This is a genomic window from Longispora sp. NPDC051575, assembly GCF_040681875.1.
Lineage (GTDB): Bacteria > Actinomycetota > Actinomycetes > Mycobacteriales > Micromonosporaceae > Longispora.
This window is the reverse complement of record NZ_JBFAZP010000010.1, coordinates 118,282-142,045: the sequence shown is the minus strand read 5'-3', so window position 1 is coordinate 142,045 and position 23,764 is coordinate 118,282. Positions and strand designations below refer to the sequence as shown.

At 72.9% G+C, this 23,764-nt stretch carries 20 protein-coding genes; 13 read left to right on the top strand and 7 right to left on the bottom strand.

The features are described from left to right. The first annotated feature begins 163 nt into the window (after positions 1-163). Positions 164-424: a hypothetical protein gene (locus tag AB0M43_RS29750; protein WP_363729096.1), complete on the top strand. Its 261-nt coding sequence runs from the start codon at positions 164-166 to the stop codon at positions 422-424. A 95-nt stretch (positions 425-519) separates the two neighbouring features. Here AB0M43_RS29750 and AB0M43_RS29745 read toward each other — a convergent pair whose 3' ends face one another. Then, entirely contained in the window at positions 520-1,497 is a 978-nt protein-coding gene (locus AB0M43_RS29745; protein WP_363729095.1) for an NADP-dependent oxidoreductase, read from the bottom strand. A gap of 55 nt (positions 1,498-1,552) precedes the next feature. Between AB0M43_RS29745 and AB0M43_RS29740 the strand changes: the two genes are divergently transcribed. Next, on the top strand, positions 1,553-2,506 hold the full coding sequence (locus tag AB0M43_RS29740) for a helix-turn-helix domain-containing protein (RefSeq protein WP_363729094.1): 954 nt from the start codon (positions 1,553-1,555) through the stop codon (positions 2,504-2,506). 100 nt (positions 2,507-2,606) lie between these two features. Here the strand turns inward: AB0M43_RS29740 and AB0M43_RS29735 are convergent, their stop codons facing one another. Further along, positions 2,607-3,002 carry a zf-TFIIB domain-containing protein gene (locus tag AB0M43_RS29735; RefSeq protein WP_363729093.1) on the bottom strand — a complete coding sequence of 132 codons (396 nt, stop codon included), beginning with the start codon at positions 3,000-3,002 and terminating at the stop codon, positions 2,607-2,609. 102 nt (positions 3,003-3,104) lie between these two features. Between AB0M43_RS29735 and AB0M43_RS29730 the strand changes: the two genes are divergently transcribed. Both AB0M43_RS29730 and AB0M43_RS29725 read left to right on the top strand, forming a co-directional pair. Continuing rightward, positions 3,105-3,644, top strand: a complete 540-nt coding sequence (locus tag AB0M43_RS29730) for a hypothetical protein (protein ID WP_363729092.1) — start codon at positions 3,105-3,107, stop codon at positions 3,642-3,644. A gap of 15 nt (positions 3,645-3,659) precedes the next feature. Next, positions 3,660-4,178: a hypothetical protein gene (locus AB0M43_RS29725; RefSeq protein ID WP_363729091.1), complete on the top strand. Its 519-nt coding sequence runs from the start codon at positions 3,660-3,662 to the stop codon at positions 4,176-4,178. Here the strand turns inward: AB0M43_RS29725 and AB0M43_RS29720 are convergent. After that, positions 4,175-5,500 carry a glycosyltransferase 87 family protein gene (locus AB0M43_RS29720; RefSeq protein WP_363729090.1) on the bottom strand — a complete coding sequence of 442 codons (1,326 nt, stop codon included), beginning with the start codon at positions 5,498-5,500 and terminating at the stop codon, positions 4,175-4,177. The two genes, AB0M43_RS29725 and AB0M43_RS29720, sit on opposite strands and share 4 nt — an antisense overlap. 60 nt (positions 5,501-5,560) lie before the next feature. Between AB0M43_RS29720 and moaC the strand changes: the two genes are divergently transcribed. From moaC to AB0M43_RS29690, 6 genes are all read left to right on the top strand, one after another. Next, complete coding sequence (gene moaC, locus AB0M43_RS29715) at positions 5,561-6,046, top strand: cyclic pyranopterin monophosphate synthase MoaC (RefSeq protein ID WP_363729089.1); 486 nt, start codon at positions 5,561-5,563, stop codon at positions 6,044-6,046. 323 nt (positions 6,047-6,369) lie between these two features. Continuing rightward, positions 6,370-6,816 (top strand): MogA/MoaB family molybdenum cofactor biosynthesis protein, encoded by a 447-nt coding sequence (locus AB0M43_RS29710; RefSeq protein WP_363729308.1) that lies wholly within the window; start codon positions 6,370-6,372, stop codon positions 6,814-6,816. Continuing rightward, entirely contained in the window at positions 6,816-7,997 is a 1,182-nt protein-coding gene (locus tag AB0M43_RS29705; protein WP_363729088.1) for a molybdopterin molybdotransferase MoeA, read from the top strand. The genes AB0M43_RS29710 and AB0M43_RS29705 overlap by 1 nt, the downstream gene beginning before the upstream one ends. After that, on the top strand, positions 7,994-8,407 hold the full coding sequence (locus AB0M43_RS29700; RefSeq protein ID WP_363729087.1) for a molybdenum cofactor biosynthesis protein MoaE: 414 nt from the start codon (positions 7,994-7,996) through the stop codon (positions 8,405-8,407). Before AB0M43_RS29705 ends, AB0M43_RS29700 begins: the two co-directional genes overlap by 4 nt. Before the next feature lie 46 nt (positions 8,408-8,453). After that, positions 8,454-9,221: a methyltransferase domain-containing protein gene (locus AB0M43_RS29695; RefSeq protein ID WP_363729086.1), complete on the top strand. Its 768-nt coding sequence runs from the start codon at positions 8,454-8,456 to the stop codon at positions 9,219-9,221. A 174-nt stretch (positions 9,222-9,395) separates the two neighbouring features. Continuing rightward, positions 9,396-10,586 (top strand): AAA family ATPase, encoded by a 1,191-nt coding sequence (locus AB0M43_RS29690; protein ID WP_363729085.1) that lies wholly within the window; start codon positions 9,396-9,398, stop codon positions 10,584-10,586. Here AB0M43_RS29690 and AB0M43_RS29685 read toward each other — a convergent pair. After that, positions 10,583-11,140, bottom strand: a complete 558-nt coding sequence (locus AB0M43_RS29685) for a TetR family transcriptional regulator (RefSeq protein WP_363729084.1) — start codon at positions 11,138-11,140, stop codon at positions 10,583-10,585. The two genes, AB0M43_RS29690 and AB0M43_RS29685, sit on opposite strands and share 4 nt — an antisense overlap. A gap of 93 nt (positions 11,141-11,233) precedes the next feature. Between AB0M43_RS29685 and AB0M43_RS29680 the strand changes: the two genes are divergently transcribed. Further along, the gene (locus AB0M43_RS29680; protein ID WP_363729083.1) at positions 11,234-12,367 is read left to right on the top strand and encodes an FAD-dependent oxidoreductase; all 1,134 of its coding nucleotides are present in this window, start codon (positions 11,234-11,236) and stop codon (positions 12,365-12,367) included. Between the two features lie 89 nt (positions 12,368-12,456). On the opposite strand, the gene AB0M43_RS29675 is transcribed toward AB0M43_RS29680, so the two are convergent. The 3 genes from AB0M43_RS29675 to AB0M43_RS29665 all read right to left on the bottom strand — a co-directional run bounded on the left by AB0M43_RS29675 (position 12,457) and on the right by AB0M43_RS29665 (position 18,598). Further along, positions 12,457-13,335 carry a hypothetical protein gene (locus tag AB0M43_RS29675; RefSeq protein ID WP_363729082.1) on the bottom strand — a complete coding sequence of 293 codons (879 nt, stop codon included), beginning with the start codon at positions 13,333-13,335 and terminating at the stop codon, positions 12,457-12,459. Positions 13,336-13,352: 17 nt separating this feature from the next. Further along, complete coding sequence (locus tag AB0M43_RS29670; RefSeq protein WP_363729081.1) at positions 13,353-16,373, bottom strand: UvrD-helicase domain-containing protein; 3,021 nt, start codon at positions 16,371-16,373, stop codon at positions 13,353-13,355. A 218-nt stretch (positions 16,374-16,591) separates the two neighbouring features. Continuing rightward, positions 16,592-18,598, bottom strand: coding sequence for a hypothetical protein (locus tag AB0M43_RS29665; protein ID WP_363729080.1), 2,007 nt, complete (start codon positions 18,596-18,598; stop codon positions 16,592-16,594). Between the two features lie 167 nt (positions 18,599-18,765). On the opposite strand from AB0M43_RS29665, the gene AB0M43_RS29660 reads away from it, so the two are divergent. Together AB0M43_RS29660 and AB0M43_RS29655 are read left to right on the top strand one after the other, a co-directional pair. Continuing rightward, on the top strand, positions 18,766-22,989 hold the full coding sequence (locus AB0M43_RS29660; RefSeq protein ID WP_363729079.1) for an NEW3 domain-containing protein: 4,224 nt from the start codon (positions 18,766-18,768) through the stop codon (positions 22,987-22,989). Continuing rightward, positions 22,986-23,753, top strand: a complete 768-nt coding sequence (locus tag AB0M43_RS29655; protein ID WP_363729078.1) for a hypothetical protein — start codon at positions 22,986-22,988, stop codon at positions 23,751-23,753. Before AB0M43_RS29660 ends, AB0M43_RS29655 begins: the two co-directional genes overlap by 4 nt. Positions 23,754-23,764: the final 11 nt, after the last annotated feature.

Below are 23,764 nucleotides of genomic sequence, written 5' to 3'. Positions count from 1 at the left end.
GGAATTCACGGCGTGTCGAAACTGCCGGCGGAACCGCCCGAACGGCGGATGGATACAGGTCACGGAATGAGGAATAATGCCGGACGTGGACAAAGGCATCGGAACCTGGGACGGACCTCGACACAGGGACCCCGCCTCGGCTGAACGCAGGGTGCTACCAGCCATGATGGCCACGGCCGGATGGTATCTGGTCCCCGCCTTCCTCTTCGTGCTCTGGTTCCTGTTCTTCTCCCGGACGTCGACCGGCGGCGGCATCCACCTCAAGCCGGCGGTGATCGTGACCGCCGTCGTGATGGGGCTGGTCCTGACCGTGCCGATCCGGATGATGACCCGGGGCTGGCAGGCGATGTCGGTGGGCTTCGCGGCTTCGGTGATCAGCGCGGGCGTCACGACGATCCTGTTCACGGGCGTCGGCACCTCCTGACCCGGGCGCTGCCCACCCGCTGAGCCGAGGCCGCTGCCACGTGCGCTGAGCCACGGCCGTCCCCCGACCCAGCGCCGCAGGCCCCCACCCGGCCGTCACAGCCGCACGATCATCTTCCCCAGATTCTCCCCCCGCAACATCCCCAGGAACGCCGACACCATGTTGTCGATGCCGTCCACCACCGTCTCGTCGACCGACACCCGTCCACTCTGGATGTGCGGGACGAGCAGCTCCTCCAGCGCGGGGCGCGCGTCCAGGTGCTCGCGGACCAGGAACCCCTCCAGCCGCAGGCTCTTGGCCATCACCTCGAACAGGTTGCGCGGCGCGGCCGGCGGTTCGAGGCTGCTGTACTGGGCCACCGCCCCGCACCAGGCGATCCGGCCGTGCTCCCGCAACGAGGCGATCGCGGCTTCGAGGTGGTCGCCGCCGACGTTGTCGAGGTACACGTCGATGCCGTCGGGGGCCGCCTTCGCGAGCTGGCCGGTGAGGTCGCCGGCCCGGTAGTCGAGGGCCGCGTCGAAGCCCAGGGCGTCGGTGAGGTGCCGGGCCTTGGCGGCCGAGCCGGTGCTGCCGATGACGCGGGACGCGCCGAGCAGCCGGGCGAGCTGGCCGGCCGCGCTGCCGACCGCGCCGGCCGCCGCCGAGATGAACACGGTCTCGCCGGGTCGCAGCTGGGCGATGCGGACCAGACCCACGTAGGCGGACAGGCCGGTGCCGCCGAGTACCCCCAGATGGGCGCTGAGGGGCACGCCGGGGAGGTCGGGCAGCGGCCGGGAGTCGGCGGGCGTCACGAGGGCGTGGGTGCGCCAGCCGTGCCGGTGGAAGACGAGCCCGCCGACGGGGAGCGCGGGGTCCAGCGACGCGACGATCCGGCCGAGGGCGCGGCCCTCCATGGGGGCGTGCAGGTCGCCGTCGTCCATCACCTGGCGCATGTAGGGGTCGACGGACAGGTAGAGGTTCTCGACGAGGGCGGTGCCGGGCGTCGGGGTCGGGGTGGGCCCGGTGACCAGCGCGAACTCCGCCCCGGTGGGCGAGCCGTGTGGCCGGGCGATCTGGTGCACGACGGAAGACATGCCCCCAACGAACCAGAGCCGCCGGCCGCCGGGCAGAGATTTAGGATGGGGCTTAATGATCACGTACCGGCTGGGCGTCGAGGATCTCGCGGACATGCGGTTCGCGTGCTCGCCGCTGCTGGAGACCACGACGAGCCTGTGGGCGCTGCGCTGGCCGGAGCGGTACGTGCTGCACCTGCCCTGGATCCGGGCCACCCGGGCCGCCCTCGCCGAGCTGGACCCCGCAGACGTGGCCGTGCTGCGCGCCCTGATCGGGTCGACGCGCGGCTGGCTGCCCGACTTCGTCACCCCGCGCCCCACCTCGCCCCTGCCGGACCTCTCCGAGGAGCTGGGCCGGGTCGCCGACACCCCGCCGGCCAGGGCCGCGGCGGACATCCGCGCCGTCTACGCCGCCGAACCCGTGCCCGACCTGCTGCGCCGCTCCCCGGCGTCGATCGCTGAAACCCTCGGCAGGTACTGGCACCGCGCGGTCGCCCCGCACTGGCCCCGGATGCGCGGGGTACTGGAGGCCGACATGCTGCACCGGGCCCGCCTGCTCGCCCGGGACGGCGCGGCGGCCGTGTTCACCGACCTGGACCACCGGGTGCGCTGGACGGAGGGCGAGCTGCGCCTGTACGCGGGCGCGGGCCTGGACTACGAGGTCGACGTCGCCGGGCGCGGCCTGTGGCTGGTACCCGGCCTGTTCGTGCCCCAGACGATCAGCCAGGTGAGCCCGGACGAGCCGCCCACGGTCATGTACCTGGCGCGGGGGGTCGGCACGCTGTGGGAGACCGCCGACATCCGGCCCCCCGAAGCCCTGGCCGAACTGGTGGGCCGGCCCCGGGCGGTGCTGCTGGCGGGGCTCGACGGGCCGGCGTCGACCACGGAGCTCGCCCGCCGTCTGGGGGTGACCCCGAGCGCGGTGTCCCAGCAGCTCGGGGTGCTCCGCCGGGCCGGACTGGTGGCGCGGACCCGGGCCGGCAGGGTGGTGCTGTACGCGCGGACGGAGCTGGGTGACCGGTTGGTCTGAAAGGTCCTCGAAATTGCTCTGTCAACTTGGGGACAGTCGGGGTGGGGTACAGGTGCGGGAGGGGACCCCGTGGAGTCCCCTCTGTCACACTCCGTAGCGATTAGTCGAAAAGTTCGCCGAGGAAGCCCTTCCTGCGGCGCCCGTGGCGGTAGCCGTGGCCGTGGCCACCGTGCCGGTAACCATGGCTGACGTGCCCATGTCCGTATCCGGGCTGCGCGTAGACCGGCGGCGGCGGGGGCGGCGGCGGGTAGCCGTAACCGGGCTGGGGCTGGTGCGGCTGGGCCGGGTAGGCGGCCGGCGGCGGGGGCGGCGGAGGGGTGTGCGACTGCTGCGACTGCGGGCTCCGACCCGCCGGCGAACCCTCGCCCTGAATGATTTTCTCCAGCTCACCACGGTCGAGGAACACGCCTCGGCACTCAGTGCACTGGTCGATGACGATGCCACTGCGCTCGTACTGACGCATCTCGGCGTGGCACTTCGGACAGGTGATCTGCATCCCCCAACGGTACCTGCTGGGGGTGGCACGAACCCGGGAGCTAAAACTTGTTCCGCTTTCGTATCGTGGTGACACACAGCCACCCCGCCTGAGGAGAGCAAGATGAGCGAGTTCGACTTCGACCACGACGGTTCCGCCGACCACGGCATCACCGCCGACTACTCCGACGGCCACTCCGAGACGGTCGTCGACACCAACCACGACGGCTTCGCGGACTACGCGGGCACCGACGCCGACGGCGACGGCAACGACGAGGTCGGCTACACCCACCAGTACGGCGCGGGCCACGACCTCGACACCGCGACGATCGACCGCGACGACGACGGCGACGCCGACCAGCAGCTGGGCGACCGCAACCACGACGGCCGCTTCGACACCAACTCGCTCGACCGCAACGACGACCAGCGCGTCGACGCCGTCTACGCCGACGACAACTACGACGGCGTCGTGGACCACAGCACGCTGGACCGCAACTTCGACGGCAACGCCGACTTCGACGCCAAGGACTACGACCAGGACGGTCAGGCGAACGTGACCACGACCGACTCCAACTTCGACGGGAACTACGACACCGTGCACTACGGTGACACCGAGACCAACCCGCTCGCCGGTCAGTCCCCGAACCCCTTCGCCAACAACTAGTTAGGAACCCTCACCATGAGCTACGACACCACTGTTGACGCTGACGGCGACGGCACCTGGGATGACCACACCATCGAGTCGGACGGCTCTGGTGGGTACAACATCCTGGTCGACCAGAACGGGGACGGTCAGACCGACTTCGTGGGTCACGACCACGACGGCGACGGCCTGATCGAGTCGGCCGAGTACGACAACGACTTCGACGGCAAGTTCGAGACCCACACCGGTGACACGAACGGGAACGGGTGGCAGGACCGCGAGGTCGCCGACCGCAACCACGACGGGAACACCGATCTCGCGGGTGTCGACACCAACGAGGACGGCACGTTCGACCACGTGGTGGCGGACAACAACTACAACGGCCGGGCCGACACCGTCTACGACGACCGGAACCTGGACGAGAAGTACGACTCGGTGAAGACGGACTCCGACGAGGACGGTCAGTGGAACACCACCACCGACGCGAACTACGACGGCAACTTCGACACCGTGCACTACGGGGACGCCAGCCAGAACCCGTACAACGCGGTCTAGGCCGGGTCGGGCTCCCTCACAGGACCGAGGGAGCCCAGGAACGGGATCCACAAGGCGTACGCGGCCGGGTAGAGCAGGTAGCCGAACCGGGTCGCGGGCATCAGCAGCATGGCGGTCAGCAGTCCGGTGGCACACACCGCGGCTGCGGCCGCCGCTGTGCGTGGTGGCCGGCGCAGTAGCCACCAGCCGAGCGCGCAGGCCGCGAGCCCGAGCAGGCCGAGGGCGATGTACCGGCCACCGGGCACGTTCTCGGTGATCAGGTGCCCCGGCAGCGGGCTCGCCGCCGGGCTCTTCACCAGCCCGTGACCGAGCGGGAATTTCAGGACGTTCTCCACGAACGCGCCCGGGTTGACGACCAGCGCGGGCAGCGCGGTCAGTACCGGGATCGCGATCATCGGCACGGCGAGTTTCCCGATCCCCGCACCCGTGGACCGCCTCGTGAGCAGCCGCGCGATGAGGACTACGGCCGCGACCGGCCACGCGAAGAGCTTCAGGGCCGCCGCCAGGCCGAGCACGACGCCGGTGGCGGTGTCCTTCCCCCGGGCCAGGTAGGCGAGCCCGAGCAGGGTCAGCGCCAGCACCGGCAGGTCGTCGCCGCCGGTGGCGAGGGTCAGGGCCGCCACGGGCAGCACGGTGACCGCCTGGAGCGCCCGTACCCGCCCGCTCGTCCCGGCCGTCCGGACGTCCGGGGACCCCGCCCCGTTCGCCTCGTCCCCGGTCGACGCGGGGGTCGTCCCGGAGGCGGGCGACAGCAGGCCGGCCTTCGACAGGCGCGGCGGTGACGTCGTGGCGGTCCGCAGCGCCAGGAACAGGCACAGCGCGGTCACCAGGGCGAAATACACCCGCGCATCGGTGTACCAGTGCGCGCCCAGCACCGCCCTGGGCAGCCCGAACACCGCCATCGCCGGCTGGTACGGCGTGTAGCCCAGCAGGGGTTCGGGGATGGCCGCGATGTCCGCCCGGCTCAGGAACGGGCTGCCGGTCTCCAGCATCCGGATGCCGGAGTTCTCGACGACGAGCACCTCCTCCTGGGCCCGGTCGAGCCGCCCGTCGGCGCGCTGCACCGCCTCGAAGACCAGCGGCAGCAGGCAGACCGCGCCCCAGGTGCCCAGGACGACGGCGCCCCGTCCGCCCCGGTTGCGGGTGACCAGCTGGACGAGGGCGGCGAGCGCGGCGACCGCGTACCCGATGGCGGCTATCGCCCCCCACGGGCGGTGTGCCGGGAGGTTGGAGCTGGCGGTGAGCCAGGCGAACCCCGCCGACAGCAGATAGAGCCCGAGGTCGACGGCGACGCCGCCACCCGCCCGGTTTGCCCGTCTCATCCAGTGCGCAGCCACGAGCCCAACCTAGCCGCTCGATCATCGCGGGGCAGAATGGGCGACATGAGCGCGAGCAGCGAACGAGGGTTGACGCACGTCGACGCCGCCGGGGCCGCCCGGATGGTGGACGTCTCCGCGAAGGACGTGACGGCCCGCAGCGCCACCGCCGTCGGGACCGTCGTGACCACGGCGGAGGTGATCGGCCTGCTCCAGTCGGGCGGGCTGCCCAAGGGCGACGCGCTCGCCGTGGCCCGGCTGGCCGGCATCATGGGCGCGAAGAAGACGCCGGACCTCATCCCGCTCTGCCACCCGATCGCGCTGCACGGCGTCACGGTCGACCTGACGCCCGGCGCGGACCGGGTCGAGATCGCGGTGACCACCCGGACGGCGGACCGGACCGGGGTCGAGATGGAGGCCCTGACGGCAGTGGCCGCCGCGGGGCTCGCGCTGATCGACATGATCAAGGCCGTGGATCCGGCCGCATCCATCGAGGGGGTACGGGTGACGCGCAAGCTGGGCGGCAAGACCGGCGAGTGGGTGCGGCCGTGACGGAGCAGCAGCCCTGGTCGACGGGGTCCACCCCACGCGTGGGGCGCGCCGGTGCGGCGCACCCGGGGTCGCACGAGCACCCCGGGGCCCACGAGCACGCCGGTTCGCCCGCGAATGTCGGGGCCCACGAGCACGTCGGGCCGACGGAGCACATCGGGCCGACCGGCCAGTCCGGGCACGCCCACTCCGGGCCGGCGGGGCTCTCGGACTTCCTGCCGTCGGACACCCCGCACGGCGCACCGGCAGGCTCCCCGCACGCAGGACCGGCCGGCTCCCCGGAGCCCTCACCGGTCGCGCCGGGCAGCGCCGGTCGCGCCGTCGTCATCGTCGCCTCCAACCGGGCCGCCGCCGGCGTCTACGAGGACAGGTCCGGCCCGATCCTCGTCGCCGGCCTGCGCGACCTCGGCTTCGAGGTGGACGTCCCCGTGGTCGTCCCCGACGGCGCGGCGGTGGGCGAGGCGATCCGCGCGGCGGTGTTCGACCACGCGGATGTGGTCCTGACCAGCGGCGGTACGGGGATCAACCCCACCGACCGCACCCCGGACGAGACCCGCCCGCTGCTCGACTACCAGGTGCCGGGGATCGCGGAGGCCATCCGGGCGTACGCGAAGGTGCCGACGGCCGCGCTGTCGCGGGGCCTGGCCGGGGTGGCCGGTCGTACGCTGGTGGTGAACCTGCCCGGCTCGACCGGCGGCGCCCGCGACGGCCTGGCCGTGCTGGGTCCGCTGCTCGCCCACGCGGTGTCCCAGTTGAGCGGAGGCGACCACTGATGTTGACCTGGGCCGAGGCGCGCGCCGCCTGCCACGCCGCCGGGGCGGCCGTCCCGCCGGTCACCGAGACCGTGCCGCTGGCCGCCGCCGACGGCCGTACGCTGGGCGAACCGCTGGTCACGCTGACCGATCTGCCGGCCTTCCCGACCTCCAGTGTGGACGGCTGGGCGGGGCGCGGGCCGCAGCCGTGGCGGATCGTCGGCCGGGTGCTCGCCGGGGACGATCCGGCGCCGCTCGGCGAGGACGGCACGTGCGTGGAGATCGCGACCGGGGCCTCGGTGCCCGACGGGGTGGCGGCCATCGTGCGGGTCGAGGATTCGAGCACCGAGCAGGACGGGGTCCGTGGCCAGGCCCGGGCGATGCGGGACTGGCGGGACGCGGGCGAGGAGGCGGCGCGGGGCGAGGAGCTGCTGCCGGCCGGTACCCCCGTGACGCCCGGGGTTGTCGGTCTTGCCGCCTCCTGCGGTTACCAGACACTGCCGGTCCGCCGGCCGGTGCGCGCCGAGCTGCTGGTCTTCGGGGACGAGCTGCTCACGGAGGGGCTGCCGGGCGCGGGTCGGGTCCGGGACGCGCTGGGGCCGCAGCTGCCGGCGTGGCTGGCCCGGTACGGCTGCGAGGTCGCCCCGGTCGGGCCCCCGGTCAAGGACACCCTCGACGCGCACGTCGAGGCGATCGAGGCGGCCCTGGCGCGCGCCGACCTGGTGTGCACCACGGGCGGCACGATGCACGGGCCGGTGGACCACCTGCACCCGGCGCTGGCGGCGCTCGGCGCGGAGTACGTGGTGAACACGGTCCGGGTCCGGCCCGGCTTCCCGATGCTGCTGGCCAGGCTGCCCGGGGGCAAGTTCCTCGGCGGGCTGCCCGGCAACCCGCAGTCGGCGGTCGTCGCCCTGGTCTCGCTGGTCGCGCCGCTGGTCGCGGGGCTGTCCGGCCGGGGTACGGACCTGCCGAAGGTCACCCTGGGCTCCGACATTCCGGGCCGGGGCGATTACACCCACCTGGCCCTGGTCCGGCTCGACGCGGACGGGCTGGCCCACGCGCTGCCGCACGCCGGGTCCTCGATGCTGCGCGGCCTCGCGCGGGCCGTCGGGTTCGCGGTGATCCCGCCGGGGACGCACGGCGCGGCGGGTACGGTCGTCGAGCTGGCGCCGCTGCCCCTGTACCCGGGAGAGTTCGCATGATCCACACCGAGGTCACGGCGGAACCGCTGGACATCGCGGCGCACGAGAAGTTCGTGGCGGACGCGCGGGCCGGGGCGGTCGTCACCTTCAAGGGCGTGGTGCGCGACCACGACCACGGCCGGCAGGTGGCGTCCCTGGAGTACGAGGGGCACCCGACCGCCGCCGCCATCCTCGCCGAGGTCGCCGCCGAACTGGCCGCCGACCCGAACGTGTACGCCGTCGCGGTCAGCCACCGGGTCGGCCCGCTGGAGATCGGCGACGTGGCCCTGGCCGCCGCCGTGTGCACCGCGCACCGGGCCGCCGCGTTCGAGGCGTGCGCGCGGCTGGTGGACGAGGTCAAGGCGCGGCTGCCGATCTGGAAGCGGCAGACCTTCACCGACGGTACCGAGGAATGGGTCAACTGCCCTTGATCTAAATCGATGGCCCCCGCGCGGTGACCGTGCGAATGTCCGGGTCATGGACTCCACTGCGCGGGAACACATGCACCGGCGGCGCGCCAACTTCGCCCGCCGCACCGCCGACTCGCACGCCGCCTTCTTCCTCCCGCACCTGCGGCCGGGCATGGCGCTGCTCGACCTGGGCTGCGGCCCCGGCTCGATCACCGTCGGGCTCGCCGCCGCCGTGGCCCCCGGCCCCACGACCGGGGTGGACCGCGATCCCGGGCTGCCGGAGGGCGGGCACGACATCACCCTCGTCCCGGCCGACGTGCACGACCTGCCGTTCCCCGACGCCAGCTTCGACGCGATCTTCGCCAGCGCGCTGCTCCAGCACGTCGCCGACCCGCTCGCCGTGCTGCGCGAGGCCCGCCGGGTGGCCCGGCCCGGCGCGGTGATCGGCCTCGTCGACGCCGACTGGGACGGGGAACTGCTGCACCCGACCAACCCCGTGCTCCAGCGGTCCTACGAGCTGATGCGCCAGATGCGGGCCGGGACCAGCCCGTTCGTGGGCAAGCGACTACGGTCGTTGCTGGCCGAGGCGGGCTTCGAACGCTGCGAGGGGTACGCGCGGGCCACGCACCACGGCACGCCCGACGAGACCCGGGGGATCGGGGAGTTCACGGCGAGCCTGTTCGGCTATCCGGCGTCGGCGCTGCGGATGGTGACCGAGGGATGGGCGACCAGGGAGGAGATGGCGGAGATCCAGGGGGCGTGGCGGGCCTGGGGGGAGGAGCCGGGGGCGTTTCTGGCCCGGTTCTGGTGTGAGGCGGTGGGGTGGGCGCCGTGAGGGGCCGACCCAGGCCCCGTGAAGCCCCGGCCCGGGGCTGACCGCACCCCGATCCGCGCCCGGCCCGAGCCGCCCGCGTCCCGGCGACCCCACCGGCACCCGGCCCACCCGCCGGGTATGACAGGTTCTACCGGCTTCTACCCCCGGCACTAGACAGCTGGATATTCTCCGAGGATGGAGCCGATCCGGAATCCGTACGCCCCCGGCGCCGGCCAGCGCCCCCCGGAACTCGCCGGCCGCGACCGCGAACTCGACGCCTTCGAGATCGTCCTCGAACGGGTCGCCCGGGGCCGCCCCGAACGCAGCCTGATCCTCACCGGCCTGCGCGGCGTCGGCAAGACGGTCCTGCTCAACACCCTGCGCAGCCAGGCCATGGGCGCGCTGTGGGGCACCGGCAAACTGGAGGCCCGCCCCGACCAGTCGCTGCGCCGGCCGTTGACCGCCGCCCTGCACATGGCCGTCCGCGAGCTCGCGCCCCGGCACCCGGCCCCGGCCCGGATCGACGAGTTCCTCGGCGTGCTGAAGGCGTTCGCGCTGAGGGTGAACGCGGCGGACACCAAGCTCAAGGACCGCTGGTCGCCAGGGATCGACGTGCCGCCCACCCACGGGCGCGCCGACTCGGGGGACATCGAGATCGACCTGGTGGAGCTGTTCACGGCGGCGGCGGGGGTGGCCACGGACGTCGGTACCGGCATCGCGGTCTTCATCGACGAGTTGCAGGACCTGCCGGCGGCGGACGTCTCGGCCCTGTGCGCGGCGTGCCACGAGCTGTCCCAGACCGGCGCGCCGCTGATCGTGGTCGGCGCGGGGCTGCCGCACCTGCCGGCGGTGCTGTCGGCGAGCAAGTCCTATTCGGAGCGGCTCTTCCGCTATATGCGGATCGACCGGTTGGGGCGCGAGTCCGCCGACCTGGCGTTGACGCTGCCGGCGCGCCGGGAGGACGTGGAGTTCGAGGAGAAGGCGCTGATCGAGCTGTACGAGCGCTCGGGCGGCTATCCCTACTTCATCCAGGCCTACGGCAAGTCGGTGTGGGACCACGCCCCGCGCACCCCGGTCACGGTGGAGGACGTGCGGGTGGCCGCCCCGGAGGCGGAGGCGGAGCTGGCCGTGGGCTTCTTCGGTTCGCGGTACGACCGGGCGACGCCCGCCGAGCGCGAGTACATGCGCACGATGGCCGAGCTGGGGGACTCCGACGCGGTGCCGACCGCCGAGATCGCCCGCAGCCTGGGCCGGAAGCCGGCGAGCCTGTCCCCGGCGCGCGACGCGCTGATCAAGAAGGGCCTGATCTACTCGGGCGAGCGCGGCACGGTGGCGTTCACGGTGCCGCACTTCGGCAGGTACCTGCGGAGTCAGCCCACCGCCTAGTTCCCCACGATGTAGCGCTGGAACGTCGGCCCCAGCCAGGCGACCACCTGCTCCCGGGTGAACCCGACCACGGGCGGCAGCCGCAGCACGTACCGGCACAGGGCCAGCCCGAGCGCCTGGGTCGCGACCAGCCCGGCCCGGGTCGCCGGGTCGTCCGGGCACACGGCGGCGACGGCGGACCCGACCTGTCGGGCGAAGATCTCCCGCAGCCGGTCGAGGACGTCGGCGTTGCTGACCCCGGCGCGGAGCATCGCGACCAGGGCGTCGTCGTCCTCCCACCGGTCGAACAGGTGCCCGGCGAGGGTGTCGCCGATCGCGGCCCGGTCGAGGGCGGCCAGGTCGGGGAGCCGCAGGTCGAGTTGTGCGGCGACCGCGAACAGGCCCTCCTTGTTGCCGTAGTAGCGCATCACCATGGCCGGGTCGATGCCCGCGTCGGCGGCGATGGCCCGGATGGTGGCCTTCTCGTAGCCGTCGGCGGCGAACCGTTCGCGGGCGGCGGTCAGGATCGCGGCCCGGGTGCGGTCGGAGCGCCGTCCGCCCGTCGCTGCTGTCATGTCAACGATTGTAGGCCAACGCGCGTTGACAATCCTGGGAGGGCGGGCCTACCGTCTAAGTCAACAGCCGTTGACCAAACTGGGGAGCCTTCGATGCTCAGCACAGATGTCCTCGTGGTCGGAGCCGGCCCCACCGGCCTCACCCTCGCCGCCGCCCTCGCCCGGCGCGGCGTCGACGTCACCGTGATCGACCAGCTCGCCGAGGGCGCCAACACCTCCCGGGCCGGCGTCGTGCACGCCCGCACCCTGGAGGTCCTCGACGACCTGGACGTGGCCCGGCGGCTCGTCGACGCGGGGCTGCCCGCGGACCGGTTCGTGCTGCGGGACCGGGACACCGTGCTGGTGGAGGTGCGGTTCGGGCACCTGCCGACGAAGTACCCGCAGATGGTGTTCATCCCGCAGTTCCGCACCGAGGAGATCCTGCTCGCCCGGCTCACCGAGCTGGGCGGCACCGTGCTGCGGCCCCGCACCCTGGTCGCCCTCGACCCGGCGACCGGCGCGGCCACCCTGGACGACGGCACCGAGGTCCGGGCGCGGTGGATCGTCGGCGCCGACGGCGCGCACAGCACCGTCCGCGAGCAGGCCGGGATCGGGTTCACCGGCGGCAGCTACCCGGCGTCGTTCTCCCTCGCGGACGTGCGGCTCCGGGGCCCGATGCCCGCCGCCGAGGCCGGGCTCTACTTCTCCCGGGACGGCATCCTGGTCACCGCCCCGCTGCCCGGCGGCACGGTCCGGATCGTCGCCACCGTGGACGACGCGCCCGAACACCCCGACGCGGCCTACGTGCAGCGGCTGCTCGACACCCGGGGGCCCCGCGCCCACGGGCTGGTCGTGGAGGAGGTCACCTGGGGCTCGCGGTTCCGGGTGCACCACCGGGTGGCCGACACCTACCGGTCGGGCCGGGTGCTGCTCGCCGGGGACGCCGCGCACGTGCACAGCCCGGCCGGCGGCCAGGGCATGAACACCGGCATCCAGGACGCGGTGCCGCTCGCCGAGGCGCTGGCGGCCGTGCTGGGCGGGGCGCCGGAGTCGGTGCTGGACGGGTACGGAGCCCGTCGGCGGCCGGTCGCCGCCCAGGTGGTGGCGTTCACGGACCGGATGACCCGGATCGCGACCGTGCCGCGCGCGCTCCGGCCGGTGCGCAACCTGCTGATCAGGGGGCTGGCCCTGTTCCCGGGGTTCCGCCGGATGCTGGCGTGGCGCCTGTCGGGCCTCGCCTACCGCTAGACCGATCTAACCCTCTCTAGCAAAAACGCAAGATTCGAGGGGTACGAAAAAGCGGGCCCACCGGAGCGGGCCCGCTTCTCGATCCGGAGTTACGACGTGCGCGTCTTCAGGCACAGGGTGAAGCTGAGCGACTCGTACAGCGGGTTCTTGCTGGTGTAGCTCGTCGTGTAGCCCGCGACGCCGTCACACGCCTTCGCGTCGGCCTGGCCGGGGACGTTCTTCAGCACCTCGTACGTGCCCGCGCCGCAGGCCACGATCGAGATGTCCGGGCTCTCGTTGGTGCCCGAGTTCTTGATGCACTTGCCCGGCGTGATCGCCCGGAGCGCGGTCGTCTTGTCCGGCGACTTCGACGCGCTCGGGGTCGGCGAGGGCGTCGGCGACGGGGTCGGGGAACTGCTCGGCGTCGGGGTCGGCGTCGGGGACTTCTTGTCCTTGTTGATCAGGAAGTACGCGCCGCCGCCGCAGGCCAGCAGGAGCACGAACGCGACCACGAGGATGCCGACGATCAGACCGGTCTTGCTCTTCTTCGGCGGCGGGGCCTGCGTCCACGGCTGCGGGTCGCTCCAGCCCTGCTGCGGCATGCCCGTCACCGGCGGACCCGACATGGGCGGCCCGGACATCGGCGGACCCGACATCGGCTGGCCCGGGTACTGCTGGGTCGGGTCGTACTGCGGCTGCCCGTACGGCGACTGCTGCTGGGGCTGGCCGTAGCCGGGCTGGGGCTGCTGCGGCTGCCCGTACCCCGGCTGGTTGTAGGGGTCCGGCTGCTGCTGGGGCTGCCCGTACGGATCGCTGGGCGGGGGCGGGCCGTAGCCGGCCGCGCCCGGGCCGTACGTCGGCGGCTGCTGGGGGGCACCCGGTCCGTACGGCGACGTGGGAGGTGCCGCGTACGGGTCGTTCGGCGGGGGCGGCGGACCATACGGCTGCTGCTGACCGGGATCCCCGGGCGGCGGCCCGTAGTTCGACATGGTTCTCCTTGAGGGGTCTAGAGCAGCCGCAACTGCTGGTCGCGGGGCTTTCGGCGGGAGACTCCGGCTCCCCGTTTGGCCAGGAGTGACGCATCGATCGCGGACAGGAACGGACTGGGCGGCAGTTCCCGCTCGGCTCCGTGCCGGAAGCGCCGGGCCGCATGTGACAGATACAGGCGGTCCTGTGCCCGGGTCAATCCTACGAAGAAGAGCCGGCGCTCTTCGGCCTCGTCGGATTCCTGACCCGGGAACCGCAGTGGGAGCAGGCCGTTCTCGCAGCCCACCATGAACACGACCGGGAACTCCAGCCCTTTCGCCGCGTGCAGCGTGAGAAGGGTCACCTGATCCGCGCGGGGGTCCAGGGCGTCGACTTCTGCCCCGGTACGCAACTCGGTGAGTAGTTGGTCCAGATCGTCCCCACAGCGGCGGGCCAGCGGGGCGAGCAACTCGACGGCGGTGTGCACGTCGGCGGCCTCCAGCCCGGCCCCCGCGAGGGTGCCCGAACTGAGCCCGGCGGCGGCGGCCCGGATCCTGGCGGCCACCGTGCCGGCCAGGAACGGCAGCTCGCGGGCGATCGCCCGGACCCCTGCCCGGTCGGTGAGCCGGTTGTGCGAGCGCTTCTGCACCGGGATGCCGGCGCGCTCCAGGGCGGCGAGCAGGGGCTTGGCCTGCGCGTCCGTCCGGTACAACACGGCGATGTCGGAGAAGCCGACCTCCAGGCTGGTGTGCCCCGACGCCCGGCCCGAGTCGATCGCGTGGTGCGAGGAGCCGCCGACCAGCTCCTCGATGGTGCGCACCACGTGGTCTGCCTCGTCGGCCTCGCTGGACGCCGCGTACAACCCGACGAGGGTCGGGTCCGGGTCGCGGCGGGCCGGCTCCAGGATCCGGCCCTGCACGAGCGAGCCGGGCGCGATGGCCTGCACGGCGGCGGCCAGGATCGGGGCGGCCGAACGGTAGTTGCGGGTCAGCCGGACCGTGCGCGCCTGGGGGAAGTCCTCGGCGAACCGGAGGAAGTACTTCACGTCGGCGCCCCGGAACGCGTAGATCGCCTGGTCGGGGTCGCCGATCGCGTACAGGTTGCCGTCGGGCGGGCACAACAGGGTCAGCAGCTTGTACTGGGCCTCGTCCACGTCCTGGTACTCGTCGACGAAGATCCACGGCCACCGCGCCTGGTACCGGTCCGCCAGGGCCGGGTCCGCCGACAGCAGCTGGACCGGCAGGCTGATCAGGTCGTCCATGCCCACGAAGCCGTCGGGCACCTCCTCCTCGGCGGTGACCTGGAAGTCGGCGGCCAGCCCGAACCGGTCGTGGTGCTCGCGGAGGATCTGCATGCCGAGGCTGTGGAAGGTGCCGACGTTCAGCTCGGCGGCCCGGTCCGGCAGGAGGGCGTGCAGCCGCTCGGCCAGCTCGCCGGCCGCGCGCCGGGTGAACGTGATCGCCAGGCAGGAGGCGGGGGCGACGCCGAGCTCCGCCACCAGGTACGCGATGCGGTGGGTCAGGGTCCGGGTCTTGCCCGTGCCCGGGCCGGCCACGATCAGCATCGCGCCCGTCGAGGCGGACGCGGCCACCCGCTGCATCGCGTCGAGCCGGTCGAGCAGGCCGGTGCCGACCTCCTCCATGCCGAGCAGCACGGGCTCCATCGGCTCGTGCGGCGACGGCGCGGGCAGGTCGGTGGGCTCGCGGCGCGGTTCGAGGTCGTAGTCGAACTCCGGCTCGGCGACGACCTTGGGCTTCTTCGGTTTCTTCGGCGCGGGCACCTTCTCGAACAGCCCGTCGAACAGGGTCGCCTCGGCGCGCAGCTCGGCGGGGTCGAAGAGCCGGATCGTGCCGTACTCCCCGTCGAAGCCGGACTCGCGCCGCACGTCGCCGCGCCGCAGCCGGTCGATGGCCTCGCCGAGCAGCTCGCCGCCGGCCTTCGCCACGTCCTCGATCGGGGTGCTGGTCAGGATCTCGAACTCCGGCCCCAGCTCCGCGACCAGCGCGTCGATCTTCCCGGCGACGGTCTTGGTCTTCGGGCCGACGCCGTTGAGCTCGCCGAGGATCTCCGGCAGCGGGATGATGCTGGTCGCGCGCGGGTCCGGCGTCGCGGGGCGGTCGGCGAGCGCCTCGATCCGGCTCAGCACGCCCACGGTCACCGGCTTGCCGCAGCCGGGGCACTTGCCGCCGAGCTTGATCGTCTCGCTCGGGGTGAGCACGACGTCGCAGTTGCGGTGGCCGTCGGCGTGGTACTTCCCCTCCTCGGGGAAGAATTCCAGCGTGCCCTCGTAGCCGGATTTGGTGCGCAGCGCGTCGCGAATGGCGAAGTAGTCGAATGGGGTGGAGAAGGCGGTCGCCTCGCGGCCGAGCATCGGCGGGGAATGCGCGTCGGAATTGCTGAGCATCGTGTAGCCGGCCAGCGAGGACACGCGAGAGTTCATCTCGGGGTCGCTGGAGAGGCCGGTTTCCACGGCGAAAATATAGTCGGCCAGGTCAAGATAACAGTCCGCTATCGCATCGAAACCGGACTTCGAGCCCAGCGCGGAGAACCACGGCGTCCAGATGTGCGCGGGGACCAGATAGCCGTCCGGGCTGGCCTGGAGCACGATCTCCAGCAGGTCGCGGGAGTCGAGACCGATGATCGGCCGGCCGTCCGAGCCCAGGTTGCCGATCCGGCCGAGCGCGGTGTTGAACCGCTCGACAGCGGCAAGATCGGGAAGATAGATGAGATGGTGTACTTTGCGAGTCTTGTCGCCTCGCTTGTAGATCGTCGAGATCTCCACCGACAGCATGAAGCGGGTCTGGCCGCGCAGATTCTTCGGCAGCCGCTGATTGACGCCGCCCGCGATGTCGGCGCGCAGGACATAGAGCCCCGGCTCGGCTTCGACCAGGTTGTCCTTCAGATGCGCGAACCAGGCCGGGTGGGTGAAATCTCCGGTCCCGACGAGGCCGATGCCCTTGCGGCGCGCGTACCAGGCGAGGTTCTCGAGGTCGCAGTCCTTGCTGCAGGCACGGGAGTACTTCGAATGTATATGCAGGTCGGCGTAGAACCGGCCAGCCATTGTCGAGTCTCCCACGGCGACCCATCCTGACATGCCCGCCGCGGGGTTCGGCAGCCGGCACGCCAGGAGCGCCGTTCGGACTTGTTCGGGATCGCGACGGGGCGCCGCCGGGGTCGGAGGGCCGGCCGGGGCGGGCGCACCACGGGGGCGGGAGGGACGGCCGGCCCGGGGGTGGCACGGAGCCGGGTACACCGTGTCCCCGGCTCCGCGCGGCAGGGTCAGAGCGCGAGGACTTCGATCTTGGTATCGGCGGGGATCGACGCCGCGTAGAAGGCCGTGCCCGTGGTGCGGCCCAGCCAGGTCCTGGCCCCCCGGCGGTCGACGGCGCGGACGTCGTAGCGGCCCGGGCCGCCCGACCAGGTGATTCGGTTGCCGTCGACCCGGACGCCGCGCACCGGGCGGGGCTCGCGGTCGGCCTCCTCCTCCAGGGCCAACCGGCCGATGTGGAGGTCGGTGGGGCCCGGGGTGCCGCTGATCCGGAGGGCGATCCGGATCAGGGTCCGGCCGTGGAAGCGCGACAAACCGGAATCCCGGGTGGTCCAGCGGTCACCGAACCGGCCGAGGGGGACCTCGACGTCGGTGTCGGGGGCGTCGAGGAACCGGAGGAGAGCACTGATCCGGAGTTCGTCGCGGGCCGGCGCGCCGGGCGCGGTGGCGTCGGCCGACGCGGTGTCGCCGCCGATGCCGGGCTCCGGTGCTCCGCCTGGTCCGCCCGCTCCGCCCGGCACCGTTGCCGCCCGGGTCGCCGTAGCGGTCAGGGAGATCCGGTTGCCGGCGGAGAGGCGGACCCGGGTCGCGTACAGGTCGACGCGGGTCGGGGTGGTCAGCGCGCCGGTCAGCCGGAGGGACGAACCGCCCTCCCACACCGTCGCGTAGTCGTAGGACGCCGTCAGGGGCGACCCGGTGACCCGCCAGCGCCAGGTCGGCAGGACGTCCTGCGCGGTCAGGTTGTTCCACTCGCCGCGCTGCCACACCCGGCCACCCGACGCCCACAGCCGCCCGTGCCCGGTGTTGAACGTCGTCGCGAACGGGACCCGGGTCACCACCGCCGCCTCGGCGACCTTGGCGGAGACGCCCCTCCAGCCGTCCGCGTCGGCGGTCGAGGTGGTCGGGTCGCCGTCCGCGCCGACCCAGAACCGCTGCTCGCGGGCCTCGTACTGCGTCTTGTCGTCGATGCTGGTCAGGGTGAAGTCCGGCCGGTACAGGCCGATGGACAGCCCGTTGTGGTCCTCGGCGGGGAACACCGCGTCGAAGTCGAGCTGCACCGTGAACTGCCGCCACCCGGTGTCGACGCCGCAGAAGAGCTGGCCGGGGTCGCGGCCCATCCCCCGGGCGTACGCGGCCGAGGACGGCAGGTCCGGGTAGTCCCAGCGGAAGTCGACGAACATGGTGTCGGAGGTGGCGAAGTACGGGGCGTTCAGCTCGTCGAGCCGGCCCCGCCAGCCGATGTGTCCGGTGGTGTTCATGGCGTCGTACCAGATGACGGATGTCCTGGCCTTCAGCGCGACGACGAACAGCCGCATCTCCTCGGCGAGCGCCGGATCGGCCCCGTCGGTCTCCTGGTTGATGAACCAGCCCTCGAAGCCGTAGTAGCGGCTGATCCGGGCCAGGCCGTCGGCGACGGGGAACCTGCCGAGCGCGTCGCGGCGGAGGAACTGCCGGACCCGGTCGAGGTCGCCGCCGTAGACGTTCGGCGGGAAGAAGACGGTGCCGTGCACGGGGACGCTGTTGCGGTGCGCCGCGTCGGTGACCGTGGGGTTCGGGGCGAGGATCAGGCCCTCGCTCGCGGAGCCGCCCCAGAACACCAGGCTGTCGATGTACTGCCAGAACTCGCTGGTGTAGTAGTCGAACTGGGCGCTGCCCTGCGAGGGGTTGCCGTCGGTGTTGCCGAACACGGACAGCGCGAGGATCCGCCGCCTGCGGGCCTCGGGGTTGGCGGTGGTGTGCCGGTCGATGATCCTGCTGGTCAGCGGGGTGGTGCTCCGGTTGAACCGGGCGTCGGGGTCGGTGTCGGGGGACCAGCCGGGGATGTCGGCGGGGAACCAGTTGGGCGCGAAGGGCTGGCCGGCCGGTGGAGGCGGGGTCGCCGTCGGGGCCGCGCCCGCCATGCCGGGGTGCGGGGCCGGGCCGCCGGGGGTCGCGGCGGCCGGGCCGGCTCCGACGGTGGCGCCCGCGGCCCCGACCGCGCCGGCGATGAGCAGGGTGCGACGACTGAGCGTTGGCACTGTCGACCTCCGAAGGGGGATTCGTCTGGTGTGGCCGCCAGCATGACAACGTTGCCATCTCGGGGCAAGGGTTCGGGATGATCGATATGGCGGGGGATACCGGGGCGCGCGAAACAGGCACTATGACAACGTTGCCATCAGGGCATCGCGGACCTTACAGTGGCCGCATGCAGATCACCGCCGCCGAGTCGACCGACCTGTTCGTCGGTACCGAAGAGGCCCCCCGCCAGGTCCTGCGCGTGACGATCGTCCGGGACACCACCGAGAGCACGATTCTGACCGTCACCGGCGAGGCCACGGGGGGCGCGGAGATCCCCGCGGGGGCGGGCGAGGTGGTCGTCGAGGTCGGGTTGGACACCGACCGGGCCGTCGACCAGCCGGGTCTGGCCGGCACCGACGCGGCCGCCGGATCGGCGCCGGAGAACGTCGGATCAGCGTCGGCGAACGCCGGGCCCTCCGAGCCGGCCGGATCGGCGCCCGGGACAACCGCCCACCCCAGCCGCCCCCGCCCCACCCGCCGGATCACCATCACCGCCGGCACCGCGAGCCTGGACACCACCTTCACCCTCGAAGAGCCCGGCTACACCATGCACCTCATCTCCCACTTCCACTACGACCCGGTCTGGTGGAACACCCAGGCGGCGTACACGTCCCCGTGGGAGTGGCTGTCCGGGGACGCGAGCACCCGCCCGCTGTGGGAGCGCAACGCGTTCCGCCTGGTGGACACGCACATCGACCTGGCGCTCCGGGACCCGGACTACAGGTTCGTGCTCGCCGAGATCGACTACCTGAAGCCGTACTTCGACGTGCACCCCGAGCGCAAGGAGGACCTGCGCAGGCTGCTGCGCGAGGGCCGGGTCGAGCTGATGGGCGGCACGTACAACGAGCCGAGCACCAACCTGACGGGCGCGGAGACCACGATCCGCAACATCGTCTACGGCATCGGCTACCAGCGCGGCATCCTGCACGGCGACCCGCAGACGGCCTGGCAGCTCGACGTGTTCGGCCACGACCCGCAGTTCCCGGGCTACCTGGCCGACGCCGGGCTGACCGGCAGCGCCTGGGCGCGCGGCCCGTTCCACCAGTGGGGGCCGATCCAGAAGAACTTCCGGGACGCCAAGGGCGACGCGACGGTGATGCAGTTCCCGAGCGAGTTCGAGTGGATCTCGCCGTCCGGGCTGGGCGTGCTGACCCACTACATGCCGAACCACTACTCGGCGGGCTGGTGGATGGACTCATCGGCGACTCTGGAGGAGGCGGAGCAGGCGGTCTTCCAGCTGTACCGCAACCTGAAGCCGGTGGCCGCGACGAAGCACATCCTGCTGCCGGTCGGCACGGACTACACCCCGCCGAACAAGTGGGTGACGGCGATCCACCGCAGCTGGGCGGAGAAGTACGTCTGGCCCAGGTTCCGGTGCGCCATCCCGCGCGACTTCCTCGACGGGGTGCGCTCGCAGATCGGCCGGCCCGCGCCGCAGACCCGGGACATGAACCCGGTCTACACGGGCAAGGACGTGTCCTACATCGACACGAAGCAGGCGCAGCGGGCCGGGGAGGTGGCGGTCACCGACGCGGAGAAGCTGGCGACGATCGCGAGCCTGCACGGCCTCGGGCGCTACCCGGAGGCCGCGATCGACAAGGTCTGGCGCCAGTTGGCGTACGGCGCGCACCACGACGCGATCACGGGTTCGGAGTCCGACCAGGTGTACATCGACCTGTTGGCGGGCTGGCGGGAGGCGTTCGACCTGGCCTCCGACGTGCGGGACCGGGCGCTCGACGCGCTGACCGGCCAGATCGCGCTGGACGGCGAGTCGGTGGTGGTGGCCAACACCCTGGGCTTCGACCGCACCGGACTCGTCAGGGTCAGGACCGACAAGACCATTCGTGGGGTACGCGCGGTGCGCGACCGGGGCACGCTGGTGTTCCGCGCCGCCGACGTGCCGGCCCTGGGCTGGACGACGTTCTCGCTGGTCGAGGGCACCGCCGGGGGCTGGTCGGCCGCCGCCGGCCACACGATCGGCAACGCGGCCCTGACGGTCACGGCGGACCCGGCCCGGGGTGGCGCGCTGTCGAGCATCCTGGCCGGCGGGCGCGAGCTGCTCCAGGCCGGCGAGGTGGGCAACGAGCTGCGGCTGTACGCCGAGTACCCGGCGCATCCGGACTTCGGCGAGGGGCCGTGGCACCTCGTACCCAACGGAAAGGTGGTTTCCTCGGCGGCCGGCGCGGGGACCGTGCGGAAGGAGACCAGCGACCTCGGGGAGCGGCTGATCTCGACCGGCGTCGTCGACGGGCTCGCCTACGAACAGACCGTCACCCTCTGGCACGGCTCCGACCAGCTCGAATGCTCCACCCGGGTCCTCGACTACGCGGGCGTGGACAAGCTGCTGCGGGTGAAGTTCCCGATCGACCTGCCCGGCGCGCTGCCGATCTCCGAGGTCGCCTCCGCCGTCGTCGGACGCGGCTACGCGCTGCCGGACGTGGACGTCGCCGAGGCCCCGTGGACGCTGGACAACCCGGCGAACACGTGGTTCGGGCTGGGCTCGACGGCCCGGGTGGCGCTGAGCGACGGGACGTCCCGGGCGCTGGGCGTGGCCGAGGTGGTCGTCCCCGACCTGGCCAGCGCCCCGGACGCCCGCGACCTGGTCGTCGCCCTGGCCCGGGTCGGCGTCACGGCCACCACCTCCAGCGCCGACTGGTCCCGGTACGGCTGGCTCGACGTCGACTCCAACCTGCCCGACTTCCGGATCGTCCTCGGCGGCCCCGACACCAACGAGTTGGCCCGCGAGATCCTCGGCGACACCGACCCGGGCGAGCACCCGTGGGTCTGGGTGCCGGCCGCCAAGCCGCTCACCGAGGTCTGGCAGCCCAACGCCGACCTGCGCGACGCCCGCGCGCTCCCGGCCCTGATCGTGCTCCGCGACCTGCCGGCCCTGGTCACCGATGTCGCCGACGCCACGATCACCGCCCCGACCCTGGGCGCGAACACCGAACCGCTCACCGACGGCACGGTCGCCCTGCTCACCTACGGCCTGCCCGGGTTCGCCGTCGACCCGACCGGCGCGCTGCACCTGTCGCTGATGCGGTCGTGCACCGGCTGGCCGTCCGGGGTGTGGATCGACCCGCCGCGCCGGACCGCCCCCGACGGGCTGAGCTTCCAGATGCAGCACTGGACGCACGAGTTCACCTACGCCCTGGTGGCCGGCGACGGGGACTGGCGCGCCTCGACCCTGCCGTCGCGCGGCCAGGAGCACTCGACGCCGCTGCTGCCCCGGGTACTCGGCGCGCAGCCGGGCACCTTCCCCGCCACGCACTCCTTCCTGCGGGTCGAACCCCAGCGGGAGGTACTGCTCAGCGCGCTCAAGCCGACCGGCAACCCGATCGCGGCCGGCTCCGGGGCCGGGGTCGACCCGGCGCGTGGCGTCACGGTCCGGCTCGCGGAGAGCACGGGGCTCGGCCGGACCGCCCGCCTCGACGGGTTCGCGCTGGACTCCTTGCAGGTCGCCGACCTGCTGGAAAGCCCCTCGGGCCCCGCCGGGAGCCTTGACCTGGCAGGCTCGACAGTTGTGACATACGTGGGTACTCCGGTCGGCGCGGTCGCCGGGGGCGAGGTACTCGGCGCGGTTTCGGAGATCGTGCCGGCCTACTCGCGGTACTGGCTGCACAACCGGGGGCCGGCCCCGATCGGGTACGCGCCGGTCACGGTCACCGCGACACCCGGGATCCTGCGCACCGCCGGGGAGCCGTTCGAGGTCGAGGTGGTCCTCGCCAGCCAGGTCCAGGACACGGCCGTCGAGGGGCTGGCCACGCTCCGGGTACCCGAGGGCTGGTCCGTCTCCCCCGCCCAGCGCGTCTACCGGCTGCCGGCGGACGGCCACACCCGGTTCACCGCCACCGTGACCCCCGGCGCGTGCCCCGACGGCCTGTACTTCGTCGCCGCCGGCATCGACGGGTCCGAGGACGTCGTCACGGTCGCGGTCGGTGACCTGCCGGGCGTGCTGCCGACGCCGATCGAGAACCTGCCGGAGGACTGGACGGCCGCGCAGGGCACGACCTCGGTCACGTCCCGCGACACCGGGCTGGCCGTGGCGGCGCTGTCGACGAGCCTCGTGGTCCGCCCGGGCGGCACCGGCACCCTCGGCGTCACCCTGACCAACACGACCCGGGACGAGATCCACGGGGAGGTGCACCTGGTGTCGCCGTGGGGGACGTGGGAGCTGTTCCCGGCGGTGGTCAGCGGGTTCGGGGTCGGGCCGGGGGAGACCCGGGTGGTCGAGTTCGCAGTGAGCGTGCCGGCGGACTTCGAGCCGGGGCACGCGTGGGCGATGGCGAAGGTGCTGTGGTTCGGGCGGTGCCAGTACGCGCCTACGGTCAAGGTCGAGGTGGTGGTGTGACGGAGCAGGTGGTGGTCGCGGCCGGTCCCGGGGCGGGCCCGGGGACCGGGGCGGTCCTCGGGTATCTCGACGGGCGGCCCATCCCGCGCGACCGGCTCGACCGGCGGCTCGACGGGCTGCGGCGCAGCTCCCGGGCCGCCGCGCTCCCGGTGCCGGAGAGCTCGGAGGGCCGCCAGCTCGTCCGCTGGGTCGCGCAGGTGATCCTCACCGAGGAGCTCTGCGCCACCCTCGACGCGCCCGCCGTCGACCCGGGACCGCTCGACCCGGTCGCGGCGGTGGAGTACGGCTCGATCACCGCCGCCGCCTACGAGGGCTCCCCCGCCGTCCGGGCCGCGTTCGCACAGGTCACGGGCGGGGTGACGGTGCCCGAGGAGGAGGTCCGGCGCTACTGGGAGGCGTGGGCGCGGCCGGCACCCGACCGGTGGCGGCTCCGGCACCGGCTCGACGGCGGTCCCTGGCAGCCGCTGGGGCCGGTGACCCTGGAGGAGCTGCCCCGGGCGGTCCGGGCCGGCGTCGAGCGCGGCGAGACCCGAGCGGGTGACCCGATCGGCGAACACGAGTGGACCGTCGAGGAGATCATCCCCGGGGCTCTACCCTCCTTTGAGGACGACGCGCCCGCGATCCGGGCCGCACTCCTCGCCGCCGCCCGGCGAAGAACCTTCGCCCACTGGTTGGACCGGTCCCGGGCCGAGCGGCTGACGCTCGTCGAGGGGCTGGAACATCCGGGTGACCCACGGCAGCCAGACAACCACCACAAGCACTGAGAGCAGCGGAG